Genomic DNA, 18,975 nt, shown 5'->3' on the forward strand with positions numbered 1-18,975 from the left:
CATGTCCATTCTCGTCAACAAGGACACCAAGGTTCTCGTACAGGGCCTGACCGGCAAGACCGGTACTTTCCACACCGAACAGGCGCTTGCCTATTACGGCACGCAAATGGTCGGCGGTATCCATCCGAAGAAGGGTGGCGAAACCTGGGAAGGCTCGAAGGGCGAAAAGCTCCCGATCTTCGCAACCGTCGCCGAAGCCAAGGAACGCACGGGCGCCGACGCTTCCGTGATCTACGTTCCGCCAGCAGGTGCTGCCGACGCGATCATCGAAGCCATCGAAGCTGAGATCCCGTTCATCGTCTGCATCACCGAAGGCATTCCGGTCATGGACATGGTTCGCGTCAAGGAGCGTCTGGAACGCTCGAAGTCGCGCCTGCTCGGACCGAACTGCCCGGGCATCCTGACCCCTGAAGAATGCAAGATCGGCATCATGCCGGGCAATATCTTCAAGAAGGGTTCGGTGGGTGTTGTATCCCGCTCCGGCACGCTTACCTATGAAGCTGTGTTCCAGACCTCGAACGAGGGCCTCGGCCAGACCACCGCTGTCGGTATCGGCGGCGACCCGGTCAAGGGCACCGAGTTCATCGACGTGCTGGAAATGTTCCTGGCCGACGATGAAACCAAGTCGATCGTCATGATCGGTGAAATCGGCGGTTCGGCTGAAGAAGATGCGGCCCAGTTCCTCAAGGACGAAGCCAAGCGCGGTCGCAAGAAGCCGATGGTCGGCTTCATCGCTGGCCGTACGGCTCCTGCCGGACGCACCATGGGCCATGCCGGCGCCGTGATCTCCGGCGGCAAGGGCGGAGCGGAAGACAAGATTGCAGCGATGGAATCGGCTGGCATCCGTGTCTCCCCGTCGCCTGCGCAGCTTGGCAAGACGCTGGTTGAAGTCCTCAAGGGCTGAGACTGACTGAGTTTGAATATCCCGGCGGCGGCGAAAGCCGCTGCCGGGTTTGGCATAACAAAAACATATTGAAGCCGGATACCGGGCCTTAAGGGCCGGGCTTTAAAGGAATGACAGGCATTCGCGGTCATTCTTCGGTGTCGAGCACATAGACCGGGTGGTTTTGACAATTGCGTCGGAACAGATTGCTGCGGTCGCGTAGAAACGAGTTTTGCCGGGGTCTGTTGTGGTTCCTCCCCGGCGGCGTGAGGGATGAAGGTTTCGGCAACGAACTTCCGGGAACTTCCGGCCCGCGCAGATGAGCTACTGACAAGGAGACGGAGCAAAGCTCCGGATTAGGTTATGGCAAGGCAAGAACAGGCCAACGACGTTTTCGCCCTTACCTCGTTCCTCTATGGCGGCAACGCCGATTATATCGAGGAGCTGTACGCCAAGTATGAGGATGATCCGAATTCGGTTGATCCGCAGTGGCGCGATTTCTTCGCGAAGCTGGGCGATAATGCCGAAGATGTGAAGAAGAACGCGCAAGGCGCAAGCTGGACCAGAAAAAACTGGCCGATTGCCGCCAATGGCGAACTCGTCTCCGCGCTCGACGGCAACTGGGCCGAAGTCGAAAAGCATGTCACCGACAAGCTGAAGGGCAAGGCCGCCAAGGGCGACGACAAGGCTGCCGCAGCGCTTTCCGCCGAAGAGATTGCACAGGCCGCACGCGACAGCGTTCGCGCCATCATGATGATCCGCGCCTATCGCATGCGCGGCCATCTGCATGCCAATCTCGATCCGCTCGGTCTCGCTGAAAAGCCGAACGATTATAACGAGCTGGAGCCGGAAGCTTACGGCTTTACGCCTGCCGACTACAATCGCAAGATTTTCATCGACAATGTGCTCGGCCTCGAATACGCGACCGTGCCGGAAATGCTCGACATTCTGAAGCGCACCTATTGCGGCACGATCGGCGTCGAGTTCATGCATATTTCCGATCCGGCTGAAAAGGCCTGGATTCAGGAACGCATCGAAGGTCCGGATAAGAAGGTTGCTTTCACGCCCGAAGGCAAGAAGGCCATCCTGTCGAAGCTCATCGAAGCGGAAGGCTTCGAGCAGTTCATCGACGTCAAGTACAAGGGCACCAAGCGTTTCGGCCTCGATGGCGGTGAATCGCTGATCCCGGCACTCGAACAGATCGTCAAGCGCGGCGGTCAGATGGGCCTCAAGGAAGTCGTGCTCGGCATGGCGCACCGTGGCCGTCTGAACGTGCTTTCGCAGGTCATGGGCAAACCGCACCGCGCCATCTTCCACGAGTTCAAGGGCGGCTCCTATGCGCCGGATGATGTGGAAGGTTCGGGCGACGTGAAGTACCATCTTGGCGCTTCGTCGGACCGCGAGTTCGACGGCAACAAGGTTCACCTGTCGCTGACCGCCAACCCGTCGCATCTTGAAATCGTCAATCCGGTTGTCATGGGCAAGGCCCGCGCCAAGCAGGATCTGCTTGTCGGCCGCACCCGCGACGACATGGTTCCGCTGACCGAACGCGCCAAGGTTTTGCCGCTGCTGCTGCACGGCGATGCCGCTTTCGCTGGTCAGGGCGTGGTTGCCGAGTGCCTCGGTCTTTCCGGCCTCAAGGGTCACCGCGTCGGCGGCACGCTGCATTTCATCATCAATAACCAGATCGGCTTCACCACCAATCCGGCTTTCTCGCGTTCTTCGCCTTATCCGTCCGACGTGGCGAAGATGGTCGAAGCGCCGGTCTTCCACGTCAATGGCGACGATCCGGAAGCCGTGGTGTTCGCGGCCAAGGTTGCGATGGAATTCCGCATGACTTTCCACAAGCCGGTGGTCGTGGACATGTTCTGCTACCGTCGCTTCGGCCACAATGAAGGCGACGAACCGTCCTTCACCCAGCCGTTGATGTACAAGGAAATCCGCGCGCACAAGACGACGGTTCAGCTCTATAGCGAAAAGCTGATTGCCGAAGGCCTGATCACCCAGGCCGATGTCGACAAGATGCGCGCCGACTGGCGCGAAAAACTCGAAATCGAGTTCGAAGCCGGACAGAGCTACAAGCCGAACAAGGCCGACTGGCTGGACGGCGCCTGGGCTGGTCTGCGCACGGCGGACAATGCCGACGAGCAGCGCCGCGGCAAGACCGGCGTTCCGATCAAGACGCTCAAGGAAATCGGCAAGAAGCTGGTTGAAGTGCCGCAGGACTTCCACGTCCACCGCACCATCCAGCGCTTCCTCGATAACCGCGCCAAGATGATGGAAACCGGTGAAGGCATCGATTGGGCGACCGCTGAATCGCTTGCCTTCGGCACGCTCGTCGCGGAAGGCCATCCGATCCGTCTTTCGGGTCAGGACGTGGAACGCGGCACCTTCTCGCAGCGTCACACGGTTCTCTACGATCAGGAAAACCAGAACCGCTACACGCCCCTGAACAATATTCAGAAGGGTCAGGCGATCTACGAAGCCATCAACTCGATGCTTTCGGAAGAAGCGGTGCTCGGCTACGAATATGGTTATTCACTGTCCGATCCGCGCGCGCTGGTTCTCTGGGAAGCCCAGTTCGGCGATTTTGCCAACGGTGCGCAGGTCGTGTTCGACCAGTTCATCTCGTCGGGCGAGCGCAAGTGGTTGCGTATGTCCGGTCTCGTCTGCCTTCTGCCGCACGGCTATGAAGGTCAGGGTCCGGAACATTCGTCGGCTCGTCTGGAACGTTATCTCCAGCTCTGCGCTGAAGATAATATGCAGGTTGCCAACGTTACGACGCCGGCTAACTACTACCATATTCTGCGCCGCCAGATGAAGCGTGACTTCCGCAAGCCGCTCATCATGATGACGCCGAAGTCCCTGCTGCGCCACAAGCGCGCCGTATCGAGCCTCAGCGAACTGTCGGGCGATTCCTCGTTCCACCGTCTGCTGTGGGACGACGCGCAGTACAACAAGGGCGACGAAGGCATCAAGCTTCAGAAGGACGCCAAGATCCGTCGCGTCGTGCTCTGCTCGGGCAAGGTCTATTACGACCTCTTCGAAGAGCGTGAAAAGCGCGGTATCGACGATGTCTACCTGCTGCGCGTGGAACAGCTCTACCCGTTCCCGGCCAAGGCACTCATCAACGAGCTGTCGCGTTTCCGCCATGCGGAGATCGTCTGGTGTCAGGAAGAGCCGAAGAACATGGGTGCGTGGTCGTTCATCGATCCGTATCTGGAATGGGTGCTGGCGCATATCGATGCCAAGCATCAGCGCGTCCGTTACACGGGCCGCCCGGCTGCCGCTTCTCCGGCAACCGGCCTGATGTCGAAGCATCTTGCGCAGCTTGAGGCTTTCCTTGAGGATGCGCTCGGCAACTGATCCGGGTTATAGTTCTGGAGCGGTTTTTCGAAACTGCTCCAGCCTGAATTGAACACAAAATCCAAAGTTTGAAGATCAACGGAAGAAGAAACCATGGCCACCGAAATTCGCGTTCCCACGCTTGGGGAGTCCGTTACTGAGGCAACCATCGGAAAATGGTTCAAGAAGGTTGGCGATGCCGTCGCCATCGACGAACCGCTGGTGGAACTGGAAACCGATAAGGTGACAGTGGAAGTTCCGGCTGCTGCTGCTGGCGTGCTGGCTGAAATCGTGGCCAAGGAAGGCGACACGGTAGAAGTCAACGCTCTGCTGGGCCAGATTTCCGGTGAGGGTGCGGTTGCCGCTCCCGCTCCGAAGAAGGAAGAAGCCAAGCCTGCCGCCGCGGCGCCTGCTGCAGCCGCTGCACCGGCTGCTTCGACGTCTTCAGGCCCAGCCATGCAGCCAGCCCCTGCCGCTTCCAAGCTTCTGGCTGAAAGCGGTCTGTCCGCCGATCAGGTTGAAGGCTCGGGCAAGCGCGGTCAGGTTCTGAAAGGCGACGTTCTTGACGCCATCGCAAAGGGTGTTTCGGCTGCTCCGGCACCGGTCGCAGCCGCTGCTCCACGTCCGGCTTCGTCGGCTGACGATGCATCGCGTGAAGAACGCGTGAAGATGACCCGTCTGCGCCAGACCATCGCGAAGCGTCTGAAGGATGCGCAGAACACTGCCGCCATGTTGACGACCTATAACGAAGTCGACATGTCCGCCGTCATGGAACTGCGCACCAAGTACAAGGACGTCTTCGAAAAGAAGCATGGCGTGAAGCTCGGCTTCATGGGCTTCTTCACGAAGGCCGTGACCCATGCGCTGAAGGAAATCCCGGCTGTTAACGCCGAGATCGATGGCACCGACATCATCTACAAGAACTTCGCGCATGTCGGCATGGCTGTCGGCACCGACAAGGGTCTTGTGGTTCCGGTCATCCGCGACGCCGATCAGCTTTCGATCGCTGGCGTGGAAAAGGAACTGGGTCGTCTGGCGAAGGCAGCGCGCGACGGCACGCTCTCCATGGCTGACATGCAGGGCGGCACCTTCACCATCACCAATGGCGGCGTTTATGGCTCGCTGATGTCTTCGCCGATCCTCAATGCGCCGCAGTCGGGTATTCTCGGCATGCACAAGATCCAGGATCGTCCGGTTGTCGTCGGCGGCCAGATCGTGATCCGTCCGATGATGTATCTGGCTCTCAGCTACGATCACCGCATCGTGGACGGCAAGGAAGCCGTGACCTTCCTGGTCCGCGTCAAGGAAAGCCTGGAAGATCCGGAACGTCTGGTTCTCGATCTCTAAGCTGGAATTCAGAAAAGCCGCCCGAATATGATCGGGCGGCTTTTCGGTCGGGATTGCGAGAAACGGGATTTGCACGATGGAGCCGGGTCTTTTCTCCTCTTCGCCCTACCTGCTGCTTGTCGGCTGGAGCGTGGTTTTGCTGGTGGCACATGTGCTGCTGCAGGCCATGACGGCGACGCGGGAGCTCGGCACCGACTGGAATGCCGGTCCCCGCGACGAAGGGCTGAAGCCTTCTGGCGCCATTGCCGGTCGTGCGGAACGGGCATCCGCCAATTTCCGCGAAACCTATCCGGGTTTTATCGCGCTGGCGCTGGCTTTGGTGCTGAAAAGCGATGCGGCGCAGTGGGGCCTTTACGGTGCCTGGCTCTGGTTTGCCTGCCGTATTGTCTATATTCCGCTTTATCTGGCGGGCATTCCCTATATCCGGTCGCTGATCTGGGTCGGCTCGATGGTCGGTCTGGGTGTCATGTTTCTGGCTTTGATTTTTTGATGGCTGCCTGCGCGGTCAATCGCGCATAGTGCAGCAAAGGAAAAGCGATGCATCCCTATCTCTTCGAACTGGCCTCCCTGATGGCGATCTTCTCCTTTGCGATTGTTTCGCCGGGGGCCGATCTTGCCATGGTCATGCGCCAGTCCCTGATGCATGGCCGTCGCGAGGCGATTATCACCAGTTTCGGGATCGGCGCGGCGCTAATGATGCATGTCACCTATACGGTGCTGGGTCTCGGCCTCATCATTTCCCAGTCGATCTATCTGTTCAACATCGTCAAATGGTGCGGTGTGGCCTATCTGGTCTATATCGGCATCAAGGCGCTGCGCGCCGGCACGACGAAGATCGATGTCGAAACCGATGCGAAGGAGCCGCGCAAACAGCAGAGCTTTGCCAAGGCCTTCGGTCTTGGCTTTGCCGCCAATGCACTCAATCCGAAAGCCGTATTCTTCTTCCTGTCGATTTTCTCGACGGTCGTTCACGCGCATACGCCGACCGAAGTGAAGCTCGGTTACGGTGTCGTGATGGCCGCGGCGCTGATCAGCTGGTTTATCGGCGTCAGCATTTTCATGACCACGCCGAAGATGCGCGCGGCCTTCTCGCGCGCTTCGAAATGGATCGATCGCACAAGCGGTGTTGTCTTCATCGCTCTGGGGCTTAAACTTGCCACCGAAAAGGCTATGTAAGAAGCAATTGATTTGCTGCCGGACAAACTCAAGGAGAACCGACAGATGCATGTTGCAGTTAAGCTTCTCAAAATAACGGCCGCTTCGGTCGTTGCCGCATCGGTGTTCTCGACTGCGGTGCAGGCCGCATGCACGCAGAATCGCGGCATCTATCAGGACCGCGACGGCGCCTATACGCTGACGTTCCGGCCTGAAATGCCGAACGACCTCAAGATGACGCCCGCGCCGAGCAATGAATTCACGATCACGGCCAATGACAAGCCGGACTTCAAGCTGAGCGGCATGGTGATCTGGCCGGAAGAGGGCGTGGCGCGGCCCTATGCCCTCATCACCTATAATTGCAAGGGCGACGGTTCCAATGCGGAAGACCTCGATGATTGCAGCATCTGGCAGAGCGTCATCTATGCGTTGAAGGAAGGCGCGGAAGCCGAAGTTCTGCCCAAGGCGGATGAGCCAGCCGCGCAGGCGGTGCTGTTCCCCGATCTGGTGACAGCTCTCGACGGCTATGATTTTGGAGCGGCGAAACCCGAAAAACCGCTTCAGTGGGAAGTGTTCCGCTTTCAGGGATGCACCCCGGATGAAAACTGACCGGCAGTTCTCACGAATGCCGGTTCCAAACGAATAACGTTCAGGAAAGACTGAAAAGGGTAATTCAATGTCTTATGATGTGGTTGTCATCGGTACGGGCCCCGGCGGTTATGTCGCCGCAATCAAGGCCGCGCAGCTCGGTCTTTCGGTTGCCGTGGTGGAAAAGCGCAAGACCTTCGGCGGCACCTGCCTCAATGTCGGCTGCATTCCGTCCAAAGCGCTTCTGCATGCATCGGAAGTGTTTGCCGAGGCTGGCCATTCCTTCGATACGCTGGGCGTGGAAGTGTCGCCCAAGCTCAATCTGACAAAGATGCTGGCCCACAAGGACGCGACCGTGAAGGCCAATGTGACGGGCGTGGAATTCCTGTTCAAGAAGAACAAGATCACCCCTTACATCGGCACCGGCAAGATCGTCGCCAAGGGCAAGGTTTCCGTGACCGCCGAAGACGGCAAGGTTGAGGAAATCGAAGCCAAGAACATCATCATCGCCACGGGTTCCGATGTCGCCGGTATTCCGGGCGTCAAGGTCGACATCGATGAGAAGACCATCGTTTCCTCGACCGGCGCTCTGTCCTTCGACAAGGTGCCGGGTCATCTGGTCGTCGTCGGCGGCGGTGTGATCGGTCTGGAACTCGGTTCGGTCTGGGCGCGTCTCGGCGCGAAGGTCACGGTCGTCGAGTATCTCGACAAGGTGCTGGGTGCGATGGACGGCGAAGTCTCCAAGCAGTTCCAGCGTCTGCTCGAAAAGCAGGGCATTGCCTTCAAGCTCAGCGCGAAAGTGACGGGCGTTGAAAAGTCCGGGAAGGGCGCAAAGGTCACCTTCGAGCCGGTCAAGGGCGGCGATGCGGAAGTGCTCGAAGCCGATGCCGTTCTGATCTCCACGGGCCGTCGTCCTTACACGGATGGTCTTGGCCTTCAGGAAGCAGGCGTCACCGTCGATGATCGCGGCCGCGTGGCGATTGACGACCATTGGCGCACCAATGTCGAGGGCATTTACGCCATCGGCGACGTGGTGCAGGGCCCGATGCTGGCGCACAAGGCTGAAGACGAAGGCATTGCCGTTGCTGAAATCATTGCCGGTCAGGCCGGTCATGTGAATTTCGATGTCATTCCAAGCGTTGTCTACACCCAGCCGGAAGTGGCTTCCGTCGGCAAGACCGAAGAAGAACTGAAAGCTGCGGGTATCGAATACAAGGTCGGCAAGTTCCCGTTCACGGCCAATGGCCGCGCGCGCGCCATGCTGCACACCGACGGTTTCGTGAAAATCCTTGCCGACAAGGCGACGGATCGTGTTCTGGGCGCGCATATCCTCGGCTACAATGCCGGTGAAATGATCCACGAACTGGCCGTTCTGATGGAATTCGGCGGTTCTTCGGAAGATCTGGCCCGCACCTGCCATGCGCATCCGACCATGTCGGAAGCCGTGCGCGAATCCGCTCTGGCGACCTTCGCCAAGCCGATCCATATGTAATCTCTTCGAGCATTTCCAGCAAAAGTGCGTAGCGGTTTTGCGTAGGATAATGCTTAAAAAAACTGATAGAGCGGTTCCACGATTCCGTTTTAACCGGAACCGCCCTAGAGAGAATATAGAAAGGCCCGCGCAAGCGGGCCTTCCTTGTTTCTATGGGAATTAATTCTGGGCTGGCGGATTGGCAGGTGTGGCCGGAGCCGGTGTTGCGGGCTCGCTCTGGGTTGCGGGTGCAGGTGGCGGTGCTGCCGTGTCGGTTCTCGTGCCATTCTTGTAGAAGAAATAGCCGAGAATGATGATCGCCACGAGCAGAACAGCGCCGAGAAGATAGCCGCTGCCGCCGCGTTGTGGCGGCGGCATGCCGGAAGGGTCCGACAGTCTCGGGTCGGTATTGACGGGGTTGGTTCTGGGATCGTTTCGCGGATCGAGGGGATCAACCATTGCGCGCTCCTCCAGTTGTCGCATCGGGCTTGCGCGGCTGGCCGCCGGTCACAAACACTTGAGCAGAGTGAACGCAGGCAAAAGCCGATTGTTCCGCGTGTGGCGAGGGGTTAAAGCGCCGTCAGGCGATAGCCCTTAGCCCGCAGCAGCTCCACCACGCCTTCCTGACCCGGCAAATGCAGGGCGCCGACAGCGATGAATACATTGCCCTTTTCCAGCAGTGGAACGGCACGATCCGCCATGGTGTGGTTGCGGTCGGTGATCAGATATTTCAGGAACAGATCGTAATCCTGATCGGACAACGCATCCGGCACGATCTGCCTCAGCGCGGGCATGATCATGCCAAGCTCGCCCTTCAGATAAAGCGCGGTCGTCGTTTCCATCGCGTCTTCGGTTCTGTCACCGTAATCGACCGTGGCGATAAGATTGCGAATGTGAAAATCGAGCGGAAGCTTCTCGGTGGCTTCGAACTGTTCGGCAGCCGTTTCCAGGCCCGCTATTTGGCGTCCTTCCGACTGGGCGCTGACGGCCAGAAATTCGTCGAGCGACTTTTCACCTTCGCTTTTGCGTTCGCGCTCACATTTGGGCAGGGATAACAGCGTGGTCAGAACCCAAGGCTTCATCTTGGCAACCGCATCAAGAATGATGCCGCGCTCGGCGAGCTTTTTCTCAATATCGTCGCGCCTGTCGGCAGGCAGATGCGATTTGAGCGTGCTGCCATCGGTGAAAAGCAGCAGTTCCGGGCGTTCCAGCTTCAGGCGCAGGAAGTTCTTCTGATCGAGAACATCAGTGGTTTCGATCACGACCGTTCCGGTTGAACGATAAGCCTCTTCGACCGGCTTCGGCAGGTCCATCACGCGCGGATCGCTGAGATGGATGGTGCCGAACAGATAGGACGGCGCTATGCCGTCCTTTTCGATCTTCCAGATGCGGCCCTGATGATTGGGCGTTGCTTGGGCTTCCGCGCGCAGTTTTTTCCAGAGAGCGGGATCGCTTTTCTCCACACCATCGATAAGGTTAGTGCCTCGAACGGAGCAGGTGGTGGTCTTTTCGTCGGCGCGGGCGGCGACCGACCCGGCGAAGACGGCGCATAGAAGAACAAGAAGCAGCTTTTTCATAAGGTGAATATAGGCAATCTTCGGCGATGTGAAAGGTGCCCGGTTCAGGCTCTTGGATGCGCCTTGTCATAGACTTCCAGCAAGCGCTCCGTATCGACGCCGGTATAAATCTGCGTGGTGGACAGGCTGGCATGGCCCAGCAATTCCTGAATGGTGCGCAAGTCGCCGCCACGACCCAGCAGATGCGTCGCGAAGGAATGGCGCAGCGCGTGCGGCGTGGCGCTGTCGGGCAGGCCCAGCCCAGCGCGCAGTTTCTGCATTTCGCGCTGGATGATGGCGGCATGAAGCTCGCCGCCTTTCGCGCCGCGAAACAGCGGCTTGTCGGCAGACAGATCGTAAGGACAAAGCGCGCGATATTGAGCGACGGCGCGGTGCACAACCGGCAAGAGCGGCACAAGCCTGGATTTGTTGCCCTTGCCCGTTATGGTGATCGAAAGCGCGGAACTATCGGACAGCGCATCGCCTTTGAGGCCAAGCGCCTCGGAAATGCGCAATCCGCAGCCATAGAGCAAGGTGAGCACGGCGGCGTTGCGCGCCGCGATCCACGGTTCCTCGGCCATCTGGCCATCGGTTGCGACCACACGGCGGGCATCGTCTGCGGTCAGCGGCTTCGGCAGAGATTTCGGCTGGCGGGGCGCGCGTATGGCGCTGGCGCCGGCGGCATTGGCCAGACCGCGCTTTTCGAGATGCCGCAGCAGGGAGCGGACGCCAGCCAGACCGCGCCCGAGCGTGCGCGCGCTTGCGCCATTATTGCGGCGGCTGGCGAGGAACGAGCGCAGATCGGCAACGCGCAAGGCGCTCACATCTTTCAGCGAGGGTGCTTCGCCCAGATGGCCGGTGAGAAAATTCAGAAATTGTCGGGAATCGCGCTCATAGGCTTCGATGGTGTTTTCGGAAAGACGGCGCGTATCTTTCAATGTCTTCAGCCATTCCTCACGCGCAGCCGCAAGGTCTGCACGGGCCGGAATCAGGAATTCGCCATTCATTGTCATCTTGAAATCTGCCGTTGAAGTTTCGGCGGACAGTGTGTCAGGGAGAGGTTACCGGCTGGTTGCCATAGCGTGTCTTGCAGCCAGATTGACAGAATTACGCATTTTTCTTGGCGTTGCGGCGTTAATTCGCTAAGCGATAGGCTCATCAGAAGCGCATATTGGCCTCACTGTCGGGGCGATGTGCCCGAATCCAGATCAGGGGCAACCATGCCGCGTCCAGAAAACCCGATTCAGCTTGCCGTTGTCGGTGCCGCTCATGGCATTCGCGGCGAAGTCCGGATCAAGACATTCACCGAAGACCCGCTATCCATCGGCGATTATGGCGTGCTCTATGATGAGCAGGGCAAGGGTTACGAAATTCTCGAAGCGCGGGCCGCCAAGACGGTGGTGATCGTGCGCTTCAAGGGCGTCAATGACCGCAATGCCGCCGAGGCGCTCAATGGCACGGCGCTTTATATCGACCGTTCGCAATTGCCGGATGACGATCTGGAGGACGACGAGTTCTTCCAGACCGACCTGATCGGTCTTGCGGCCATCGATGCCGAGGGCAAGAGCTATGGCGTTGTCAGCGCGGTGTTCGATTTCGGCGGCGGCGACCTCATTGAGCTGAGCGAGAAGGGCAAGCGCCCGATGCTCATCCCCTTTACCGAAGCAGCCGTGCCGGAGATCGACTTTGAAAAAGGCACCCTGCTGGTCGAGCCGCTGGCGGCGGGTCTGATCCCCGATGAAGACGACAATCCGCTGAAGGGTGGCAATCAACCCAAGAAGAGACCGAAGAAGTCATGACGGACGACACTGCGGAACAGGGAACGGCAGACCGCGAAGCTGGCTTCTTCCATGCTTCGGTCCTGACGCTTTATCCGGAAATGTTTCCCGGGCCGCTTGGTGTTTCTCTGGCGGGCAAGGCGCTGGCCGAAGCGAAATGGCAGCTTAATACGGTGCAGATCCGCGATTTTGCCGAAGGCAGGCATCGCATGGTCGATGACACGCCTTCCGGCGGCGGCGCGGGCATGGTGATGAAGCCCGATGTGATTGCGCGCGCGCTCGATTCTGTTGCGGACGGTCGCCCGATGCTGCTGATGACGCCGCGCGGCGCGCCGCTGACGCAAAAGCGTGTGCGCGAGCTTGCCGCCGGGCCGGGCGCGATCATTTTGTGCGGGCGCTTCGAGGGCGTCGATGAACGGGTGATTGAAGCGCGCCATCTCGAGGAAGTGTCGATCGGCGATTATATTCTTTCAGGCGGCGAGACGGCGGCCATCGTGCTGCTGGATGCCGTGGTGCGTCTGTTGCCGGGCGTGATGGGCAATCAGCAATCGGGCGAAACGGAGAGTTTTGAGACCGGATTGCTCGAACATCCGCATTATACGCGCCCGCAGGTCTGGGAAGAGAGGTCGATTCCCGATGTGCTGACATCCGGCAATCATGGCGCCATCGAGAAATGGCGCCATGCGCAGGCCGAGCGGATTACCCGCGAACGCCGACCGGATCTCTGGGATGCCTATCAGGAAGCGAAGCGCAAATGAATCTGATCCAGCGCCTTGAAAGCCTGTCTCTCGCGCTTCTGGCGCTCGGAGCCTACTGGGTGAACGGCGCAAGCTGGTGGCTTTTTGCCATATTGGTTCTGGCGCCGGATCTGTCGTTCCTGGCCTATATGAAGGGGCCGCGCACCGGTGCGGTGATCTATAATATCGCCCATAGCTGGATTGGCGTGGTTCTGCTGGCCGTGTTTGGCTGGGCAATGAACTGGCAAATCTGCATCGCCATGGCGCTGATCTGGGCCGTGCATATCGGCATCGACCGGGCGCTGGGCTTCGGTCTCAAATATGGATCAGGCTTTCAGGATACGCATCTGGGCCGTATCGGCCAATAGATGAAAATGCCCGGTTTTCACCGGGCATTTCTGTTTCAGGCGTGCTGTTTTGCGGATGCGCGAAGGGCAGCTTCCGGCTTGCGAAGCAGGTAATAGACCCCGCCGCCAATGCCGACCCCGAAGAACCAGCCATAGGTTCCCCACCAGTTCGGCAGAAGATTGGTGGCTATCGGCAGGACTGACGAGAACAGCGCGCCAATGGCAAAGGCGATGAAAGCCTTGACGTGCCAGCCGTTCTGGAAGCGGAACTCGCCATTTTCCTGATAGAGATCGGCGACATTCAGCTGTCCGCGACGCAGCAGATAATAATCGACCATCATGATCCCAAAGATCGGCCCCATGGTGGAGCCGAGGAAATTGACGAAATGCGCAGCGCCGGTTTCCCATGGTGCGAACGGATAGAGGATCAGCGCGATCAGCGCCGCAATGAAACCGCCCCGCTTGAAGGAAACCTTCTGCGGAAATGTGTTCGAGAAATCGAAGGCGGCGGAAACGAAGTTTGCAACCACATTGATGCCGAGTGTCGCGACAGTGAATGTCAGCGCGGCCAGAAGCGCCAGGAACCAGCTGTCGAACTTTGCTGAGATCTGGTCGGGGTGCAGCAGCACTTCACCATAAACGGTGAAAGCGGCTGTGGTGGTGACACCGGCGACAAGGCAGAAGGCCAGAAGATTGACCGGCAGGCCCCAGAGATTGCCGCGCCTGAGTGACGCTTCATCCTTGGCATAGCGCGAGAAGTCGCAGAAATTGAGATAAAGCGCTGCGAAATAGGTAATCCAGGTGGCGGCAACGGCTGCCAGAGCCGCTATGGAGCCGGGCTCGCCCGATACGCCAGCATCTTTGGTTTTCTCCAGCAGAACATCGCGCGGGATTTCGCTGCCGAAAGAGAAAGTACCAGCCTTGATGACCAGATAGACGGCCAGAATGAGCATCATGACCCAGACAGCCGGACCGGCCCAGTCCTGAAAACGGCGCACCGTTTCCATGCCGCGCTGGATGATCAAGAGCTGCGCCGCCCAGACCAGCACGTAGCAGATGACTTCAAGGGTTGAATGGCCGAGCAGATGGCTGTTCTGGTGAAAGGCCAGCAGGCTGTCATTGCGGATCAGCAGCGCAACGAGGGCGCCGGAGGCCGCCGCCGTCTGCGCGCCGTACCAGAAACAGGCGACGACACCGCGCACAAGCGCTGGAAAGTTCGCGCCGAACGTGCCGAAGGAAGCGCGCGCCAGCACCGGAAACGGCACGCCTGTCCGCACGCCTGCATTGCCCACGAGGCTCATCAGGAAGAAGATGACCAGAGAGCCGAGACCGATGGCGATGATGAAGTTCAGGAAGCTGCCGCAAAGCAAAAAAAGGCTTGCGGCAAGATAATAGCCCCAAAGACTATGAACGTCCGACGTCCAGACGTTGAAAATACTGAAAGCGCCCCATTTGCGTTCGACCGCAGGCGCCAGATCCTCATTATACAATGAGGGTGACGGTTGTTTGATGGTCATGTTGTTCCCGTTTGTGCTTTTTAGACTGCTTGCTTGCGAAGCATTTTATTTTTGCGATATTTCTGACATAGACCGTTGCGGCTGGCTATTAAAAATTCTGACAGGGCGTGACAAATCCCTCGCGATGCTGTATTGGCGCGTCTGTTCGGAAGAATCCGACGTTGCAATGGCTCGTTCGGGCACAGCCCGAGGCGTCCGTAAACCAATAAATGGTGTACCGCTCCTGCCTGATATCGAGGGCATAGCCGCAAGGCCAAGGATTGCTTGGCGGCAAGTGCAGAGCGCTCTGACTGTTTGAGAAGAACATAGAAGGAGTCAGACGATGACCGATATTATTCGTCAGCTTGAAGCCGAACAGGCAGCAAAGATCGAAGAAAAGCGCAAGCTTCCGGATTTCCAGCCGGGCGACACGGTTCGCGTTCAGGTTCGTGTGACCGAAGGTACGCGTACCCGCGTGCAGGCCTATGAAGGCGTCTGCATTGCTCGTTCGGGCGCTGGCCTCAACGAAAACTTCACCGTTCGCAAGATTTCGTACGGCGAAGGCGTAGAGCGCGTATTCCCGGTTTACTCGCCGATCGTCGAAGGTGTTGAGCTGGTTCGCCGCGGTAAGGTCCGTCGCGCCAAGCTTTACTACCTGCGTGGCCTCACCGGTAAGGCTGCTCGTATTTCTGAAAAGAAAGACAACCGCACCAAGGCTGAGCGCGAAGCTGACAAGGCTGCCGCTGCCAAGGCCGAAGCTGCCAAGACCGCTGCTGAATAAGTTTCAGCCGGAGCTCTTTGAAAAAGGCGGCCTGTGGCCGCCTTTTTTATTTGCCAAATGCATCGTGACACATAATATCAGGCATAATTCTGCCCGCTTTGCGCAAGATTGTTACTGCGACACCCTGTTGCGGTTTCAGTTTCTTGACGAAACGCAACAGCAGGTGCATATGACAGCCAAATTAAGAACCGTTCAAAGGAACTCTCGCAATGAGCGCGCCGCGTACACTTTATGACAAGATCTGGGACGACCATGTAGTGGATCAGCAGGAAGATGGTACCTGCCTCCTTTATATTGATCGCCATCTTGTGCACGAAGTGACGAGCCCCCAGGCTTTCGAAGGCCTGCGCATGGCTGGCCGTCAGGTGCGCCATCCCGAGAAGACGCTGGCTGTGGTCGATCACAACGTGCCGACTTCGAAAGATCGCGTCAACGGCATCAAGAACGAAGAAAGCCGCATTCAGGTTGAGGCTCTCGCCAAGAATGCCGCCGATTTCGGCGTTGAATATTATTCCGAGCGCGATCGTCGCCAAGGCGTCGTGCACATCGTCGGACCGGAGCAGGGCTTCACTCTGCCGGGCATGACGATTGTCTGCGGCGACAGCCACACCTCGACCCATGGCGCCTTCGGTTCGCTGGCACATGGTATCGGCACGTCGGAAGTCGAGCATGTGCTCGCGACCCAGACGCTGATCCAGAAGAAAGCCAAGAACATGCTGGTGCGTGTTGAGGGTGAGCTGGCTCCGGGCGTCACCGCCAAGGACATCACGCTCGCCATCATCGGCGAAATCGGCACCGCAGGCGGCACCGGTTACGTGATCGAATATGCGGGCAGCGCCATTCGCTCGCTGTCGATGGAAGGTCGCATGACCGTCTGCAACATGTCGATTGAAGGCGGCGCACGCGCTGGTCTGATCGCGCCGGACGAAACGACCTTCGCCTATGTGAAGGACAAGCCGCGCGCGCCGAAGGGCGAAGCGCTGGAGCAGGCCCTCAGCTACTGGAAGACGCTGCATTCGGATGAAGGTGCGCATTTCGACAAGATCGTCGAGCTGGATGCCGCCAAGATTTCGCCGGTCGTTTCCTGGGGTTCGTCGCCGGAAGACGTCGTTTTCGTCACCGACATCGTTCCGAACCCGGATGAAATCAAGGACGAGACCAAGCGGGCATCCAAGTGGCGCGCGCTTGACTATATGGGTCTGAAGCCGGGCACCAAGATGACCGACATCAAGATCGACCGCGTCTTCATCGGTTCCTGCACCAATGGCCGTATCGAAGATCTCCGCGATGCAGCGCGTATGGCCGCTGGCAAGAAGGTTGCCGATGGCGTCAACGCCATGATCGTGCCGGGCTCGGGTCTCGTGAAGGAGCAGGCGGAAGCGGAAGGCCTCGACAAGATCTTCATCGAAGCCGGTTTCGACTGGCGCGAGCCGGGCTGCTCCATGTGCCTCGCCATGAATGACGACCGCCTGAAGCCGGGAGAACGTTGCGCTTCGACCTCGAACCGTAACTTTGAAGGCCGTCAGGGTTTTAAGGGCCGCACCCATCTCGTCTCGCCGGCCATGGCTGCCGCTGCTGCGATTGCCGGTCACTTCGTGGACATTCGCGACTGGAACTAACGTTTCGGAAGTTACCGATTTGAAAAAGCCGCCGGAGCGATCCGGCGGCTTTTTCTTTACGCTCTGTTCTCAATAGAAATATCGAAAACAAAAGCCTCAAACAGCAATGCTCTTATAAGCTTCTTCATGGTTTCCTCGCATATTCCCTGTATAGGGGAGTGCTGTTAGATTAGTATTTTCTTATTTGACTGCGCTGCGAACGGAAAAAGGCATTCATGGGCGGGGCCGATTTCATTCTCATCATCAACATGACCGTTTCCGGTCTGTTTGCTTTTGCGTTTTTCGGCATTGCCGTTTATGCGCAAGGCAATAGGGCGGCGCGCGTCTTCGCGATCGGCTTCGTCTTTGCGATGCTTTATTTCCTGAGCGAGCTGGCCATGCCGTCCATGCCCAGCCAGCAACTCGGCTATATGCTCGCCTTCGCGGCCTATCTCATGACGCTGGTGTGTCTCGTCATCGGCTTAGCGCGCATGTATGCCGCGCCGGTGCCATGGAAGATGCTCGGCCTGCTGGTGTTTGTGTCACTGGCGCTGATCTACGCCATTTACGGCATTGCGCGCAGCACCTGGACGGGTTCGTTTCTCTACCAGACGCCTTATTTCCTGGCATTGGCGCTTGCCGTATGGGTTATTCTGCGTTGGAGCGGGCGGGGCGCGGTTGATATGTTGATGGCAGCGCTCTTTGCCTTGAGTGCGTTGCATTTTCTCATGAAGCCTGTGCTCGCCAGCGCATCGGGCGGCGCGGGCGCAGAGCCGAATGATTATGTAAATACCGCCTATGCGCTGCTGGCCCAGTCGATTGGCGCGGGACTGTCGGTTGCGGCAGGGCTTCTGCTGCTGTTGAGCCTGATGCGCGCGCTGCTCTCGGACATGACCATTCGCTCCGAAACGGACGAACTTTCCGCACTGCTCAATCGCCGCGGCTTTGCATTGCGGGCAGAAGCGGCCATCGATAAGGCGAAGCGGTCGCAGAAGATCCTTTCGCTCGTGGTTTGCGATATCGATTATTTCAAACTCATCAATGATAATTACGGTCATGCTCTGGGCGACCGTGTCATTGCAGCCTTTGCTGCCGAGTTGCGCAAGACGGCTGTTGCCCGCGGCGGCTTTGCCGCCCGCATGGGCGGCGAGGAATTTGCGGTGCTGCTGCCGGGAAGCACCATTCAGACGGCGTCGCGCTGCGCCGACGGTATGCGTCTGGCATGCGGCACAATCCAGATTCCGAGCCATAGTGGCGATATCGATTTCACCGCCAGCTTCGGTGTCGCGGAGATGGAATTCGACGACATGTTTTCCGATCTCTACAAGCGGGCTGACGGCGCGCTCTATGAGGCGAAAAAGGGCGGCCGCAATTGCGTGCGCGCAGCCTCACCGATTATCTCTGATGAGAATGTCGTGGAGTTTCGCCCGTCAGGCTCCGCCCGCACGCGCGGATAAGGCTCAACAGCCCGGATGATCCAGCACCGGCGTTTCGCCCCTATCCAGCCCAACCATGAATGAGCGTCCGCGCAAAACGACAGCGCTTTCACAGCTGCTGTTCGCAGGGCTGACGATATAGGCGACAGCCTTGTCCTGCGGCGCGGTGATGGTCGTTTCGCCCTGCATCCGGCGTGGGATCGGCAAGGTCGGGTCTTTATGCGCTGCACCGACACGGATGATCTTGGCGCCGCCATCCGCCTTCTGCATGATGAGGTTTCCAGACGCGTCGGCATAGCGCAAGGTGGTGTCGGCGGATGCCGTCGCGACCCAGCCAAAAACCCCAAGCGTACATGAAGCCAGCAAAGCTGTTCTGTTTCGTTTTGCCATGGCCCGTTTCACCTTTGCCGTCTGACGCAAAAAGAGTTCCCGTTCATCTTAACTCTTTCTTTACCTT

General features: G+C 58.6%; 18 protein-coding genes. 13 read left to right on the forward strand and 5 right to left on the reverse strand.

What is annotated here, in order from left to right; genetic code table 11:
• Position 1: 1 nt before the first annotated feature.
• The 7 genes from sucD (at position 2) to lpdA (ending at position 8,810) form a co-directional block, all read left to right on the forward strand.
• Positions 2-904, forward strand: a complete 903-nt coding sequence (gene sucD, locus JAU75_RS07975; RefSeq protein WP_104755057.1) for a succinate--CoA ligase subunit alpha — start codon at positions 2-4, stop codon at positions 902-904.
• A gap of 342 nt (positions 905-1,246) precedes the next feature.
• Positions 1,247-4,249 (forward strand): 2-oxoglutarate dehydrogenase E1 component, encoded by a 3,003-nt coding sequence (locus JAU75_RS07980; protein ID WP_199055965.1) that lies wholly within the window; start codon positions 1,247-1,249, stop codon positions 4,247-4,249.
• A gap of 93 nt (positions 4,250-4,342) precedes the next feature.
• Positions 4,343-5,575, forward strand: a complete 1,233-nt coding sequence (odhB, locus tag JAU75_RS07985) for a 2-oxoglutarate dehydrogenase complex dihydrolipoyllysine-residue succinyltransferase (protein ID WP_199055966.1) — start codon at positions 4,343-4,345, stop codon at positions 5,573-5,575.
• Between the two features lie 76 nt (positions 5,576-5,651).
• The gene (locus JAU75_RS07990; protein WP_199055967.1) at positions 5,652-6,065 is read left to right on the forward strand and encodes an MAPEG family protein; all 414 of its coding nucleotides are present in this window, start codon (positions 5,652-5,654) and stop codon (positions 6,063-6,065) included.
• Positions 6,066-6,112: 47 nt separating this feature from the next.
• Positions 6,113-6,751 carry a LysE family translocator gene (locus JAU75_RS07995; RefSeq protein ID WP_199055968.1) on the forward strand — a complete coding sequence of 213 codons (639 nt, stop codon included), beginning with the start codon at positions 6,113-6,115 and terminating at the stop codon, positions 6,749-6,751.
• Between the two features lie 45 nt (positions 6,752-6,796).
• A complete protein-coding gene (locus JAU75_RS08000; RefSeq protein ID WP_199055969.1) occupies positions 6,797-7,339 on the forward strand; it encodes a hypothetical protein in 543 nt (180 codons plus the stop codon).
• 67 nt (positions 7,340-7,406) lie between these two features.
• On the forward strand, positions 7,407-8,810 hold the full coding sequence (gene lpdA, locus JAU75_RS08005; RefSeq protein WP_199055970.1) for a dihydrolipoyl dehydrogenase: 1,404 nt from the start codon (positions 7,407-7,409) through the stop codon (positions 8,808-8,810).
• A gap of 159 nt (positions 8,811-8,969) precedes the next feature.
• Here lpdA and JAU75_RS08010 read toward each other — a convergent pair whose 3' ends face one another.
• From JAU75_RS08010 to JAU75_RS08020, 3 genes are all read right to left on the reverse strand, one after another.
• Positions 8,970-9,248 (reverse strand): hypothetical protein, encoded by a 279-nt coding sequence (locus tag JAU75_RS08010; RefSeq protein ID WP_199055971.1) that lies wholly within the window; start codon positions 9,246-9,248, stop codon positions 8,970-8,972.
• A 110-nt stretch (positions 9,249-9,358) separates the two neighbouring features.
• A complete protein-coding gene (locus JAU75_RS08015) occupies positions 9,359-10,366 on the reverse strand; it encodes a TraB/GumN family protein (RefSeq protein ID WP_199055972.1) in 1,008 nt (335 codons plus the stop codon).
• Positions 10,367-10,410: 44 nt separating this feature from the next.
• The gene (locus JAU75_RS08020; RefSeq protein WP_199055973.1) at positions 10,411-11,358 is read right to left on the reverse strand and encodes a tyrosine recombinase XerC; all 948 of its coding nucleotides are present in this window, start codon (positions 11,356-11,358) and stop codon (positions 10,411-10,413) included.
• Between the two features lie 207 nt (positions 11,359-11,565).
• Between JAU75_RS08020 and rimM the strand changes: the two genes are divergently transcribed.
• The 3 genes from rimM to JAU75_RS08035 are packed head-to-tail and all read left to right on the forward strand — an operon-like array spanning position 11,566 to position 13,228.
• On the forward strand, positions 11,566-12,144 hold the full coding sequence (rimM, locus tag JAU75_RS08025) for a ribosome maturation factor RimM (RefSeq protein WP_199055974.1): 579 nt from the start codon (positions 11,566-11,568) through the stop codon (positions 12,142-12,144).
• Positions 12,141-12,881, forward strand: a complete 741-nt coding sequence (gene trmD / locus JAU75_RS08030) for a tRNA (guanosine(37)-N1)-methyltransferase TrmD (protein ID WP_199055975.1) — start codon at positions 12,141-12,143, stop codon at positions 12,879-12,881. Before rimM ends, trmD begins: the two co-directional genes overlap by 4 nt.
• Entirely contained in the window at positions 12,878-13,228 is a 351-nt protein-coding gene (locus tag JAU75_RS08035; protein WP_199055976.1) for a DUF4260 domain-containing protein, read from the forward strand. Before trmD ends, JAU75_RS08035 begins: the two co-directional genes overlap by 4 nt.
• A gap of 35 nt (positions 13,229-13,263) precedes the next feature.
• Here the strand turns inward: JAU75_RS08035 and JAU75_RS08040 are convergent, their stop codons facing one another.
• The gene (locus JAU75_RS08040) at positions 13,264-14,724 is read right to left on the reverse strand and encodes an NCS1 family nucleobase:cation symporter-1 (RefSeq protein WP_199055977.1); all 1,461 of its coding nucleotides are present in this window, start codon (positions 14,722-14,724) and stop codon (positions 13,264-13,266) included.
• Positions 14,725-15,046: 322 nt separating this feature from the next.
• Between JAU75_RS08040 and rplS the strand changes: the two genes are divergently transcribed.
• The 3 genes from rplS to JAU75_RS08055 all read left to right on the forward strand — a co-directional run bounded on the left by rplS (position 15,047) and on the right by JAU75_RS08055 (position 18,539).
• Positions 15,047-15,484 carry a 50S ribosomal protein L19 gene (gene rplS / locus JAU75_RS08045; protein WP_078337559.1) on the forward strand — a complete coding sequence of 146 codons (438 nt, stop codon included), beginning with the start codon at positions 15,047-15,049 and terminating at the stop codon, positions 15,482-15,484.
• 209 nt (positions 15,485-15,693) lie between these two features.
• Positions 15,694-17,103, forward strand: a complete 1,410-nt coding sequence (gene leuC / locus JAU75_RS08050; protein WP_199055978.1) for a 3-isopropylmalate dehydratase large subunit — start codon at positions 15,694-15,696, stop codon at positions 17,101-17,103.
• A gap of 215 nt (positions 17,104-17,318) precedes the next feature.
• Positions 17,319-18,539: a GGDEF domain-containing protein gene (locus tag JAU75_RS08055; RefSeq protein ID WP_199055979.1), complete on the forward strand. Its 1,221-nt coding sequence runs from the start codon at positions 17,319-17,321 to the stop codon at positions 18,537-18,539.
• 3 nt (positions 18,540-18,542) lie between these two features.
• Here JAU75_RS08055 and JAU75_RS08060 read toward each other — a convergent pair whose 3' ends face one another.
• Positions 18,543-18,908 (reverse strand): hypothetical protein, encoded by a 366-nt coding sequence (locus JAU75_RS08060; RefSeq protein WP_199055980.1) that lies wholly within the window; start codon positions 18,906-18,908, stop codon positions 18,543-18,545.
• Positions 18,909-18,975: the final 67 nt, after the last annotated feature.

The organism is Ochrobactrum sp. Q0168 (genome assembly GCF_016427605.1).
In the GTDB taxonomy this organism is placed as follows: Bacteria; Pseudomonadota; Alphaproteobacteria; order Rhizobiales; family Rhizobiaceae; genus Brucella.

What these genes read in the sequence shown, in the direction of transcription:
- sucD (WP_104755057.1), top strand. Translation starts at nt 2, where the DNA reads ATGTCCATTCTCGTCAACAAGGACACCAAGGTTCTCGTACAGGGCCTG.
- JAU75_RS07980 (WP_199055965.1), top strand. Translation starts at nt 1,247, where the DNA reads ATGGCAAGGCAAGAACAGGCCAACGACGTTTTCGCCCTTACCTCGTTC.
- odhB (WP_199055966.1), top strand. Translation starts at nt 4,343, where the DNA reads ATGGCCACCGAAATTCGCGTTCCCACGCTTGGGGAGTCCGTTACTGAG.
- JAU75_RS07990 (WP_199055967.1), top strand. Translation starts at nt 5,652, where the DNA reads ATGGAGCCGGGTCTTTTCTCCTCTTCGCCCTACCTGCTGCTTGTCGGC.
- JAU75_RS07995 (WP_199055968.1), top strand. Translation starts at nt 6,113, where the DNA reads ATGCATCCCTATCTCTTCGAACTGGCCTCCCTGATGGCGATCTTCTCC.
- JAU75_RS08000 (WP_199055969.1), top strand. Translation starts at nt 6,797, where the DNA reads ATGCATGTTGCAGTTAAGCTTCTCAAAATAACGGCCGCTTCGGTCGTT.
- lpdA (WP_199055970.1), top strand. Translation starts at nt 7,407, where the DNA reads ATGTCTTATGATGTGGTTGTCATCGGTACGGGCCCCGGCGGTTATGTC.
- JAU75_RS08010 (WP_199055971.1), bottom strand. Translation starts at nt 9,248, where the DNA reads ATGGTTGATCCCCTCGATCCGCGAAACGATCCCAGAACCAACCCCGTC.
- JAU75_RS08015 (WP_199055972.1), bottom strand. Translation starts at nt 10,366, where the DNA reads ATGAAAAAGCTGCTTCTTGTTCTTCTATGCGCCGTCTTCGCCGGGTCG.
- JAU75_RS08020 (WP_199055973.1), bottom strand. Translation starts at nt 11,358, where the DNA reads ATGACAATGAATGGCGAATTCCTGATTCCGGCCCGTGCAGACCTTGCG.
- rimM (WP_199055974.1), top strand. Translation starts at nt 11,566, where the DNA reads ATGCCGCGTCCAGAAAACCCGATTCAGCTTGCCGTTGTCGGTGCCGCT.
- trmD (WP_199055975.1), top strand. Translation starts at nt 12,141, where the DNA reads ATGACGGACGACACTGCGGAACAGGGAACGGCAGACCGCGAAGCTGGC.
- JAU75_RS08035 (WP_199055976.1), top strand. Translation starts at nt 12,878, where the DNA reads ATGAATCTGATCCAGCGCCTTGAAAGCCTGTCTCTCGCGCTTCTGGCG.
- JAU75_RS08040 (WP_199055977.1), bottom strand. Translation starts at nt 14,724, where the DNA reads ATGACCATCAAACAACCGTCACCCTCATTGTATAATGAGGATCTGGCG.
- rplS (WP_078337559.1), top strand. Translation starts at nt 15,047, where the DNA reads ATGACCGATATTATTCGTCAGCTTGAAGCCGAACAGGCAGCAAAGATC.
- leuC (WP_199055978.1), top strand. Translation starts at nt 15,694, where the DNA reads ATGAGCGCGCCGCGTACACTTTATGACAAGATCTGGGACGACCATGTA.
- JAU75_RS08055 (WP_199055979.1), top strand. Translation starts at nt 17,319, where the DNA reads ATGGGCGGGGCCGATTTCATTCTCATCATCAACATGACCGTTTCCGGT.
- JAU75_RS08060 (WP_199055980.1), bottom strand. Translation starts at nt 18,908, where the DNA reads ATGGCAAAACGAAACAGAACAGCTTTGCTGGCTTCATGTACGCTTGGG.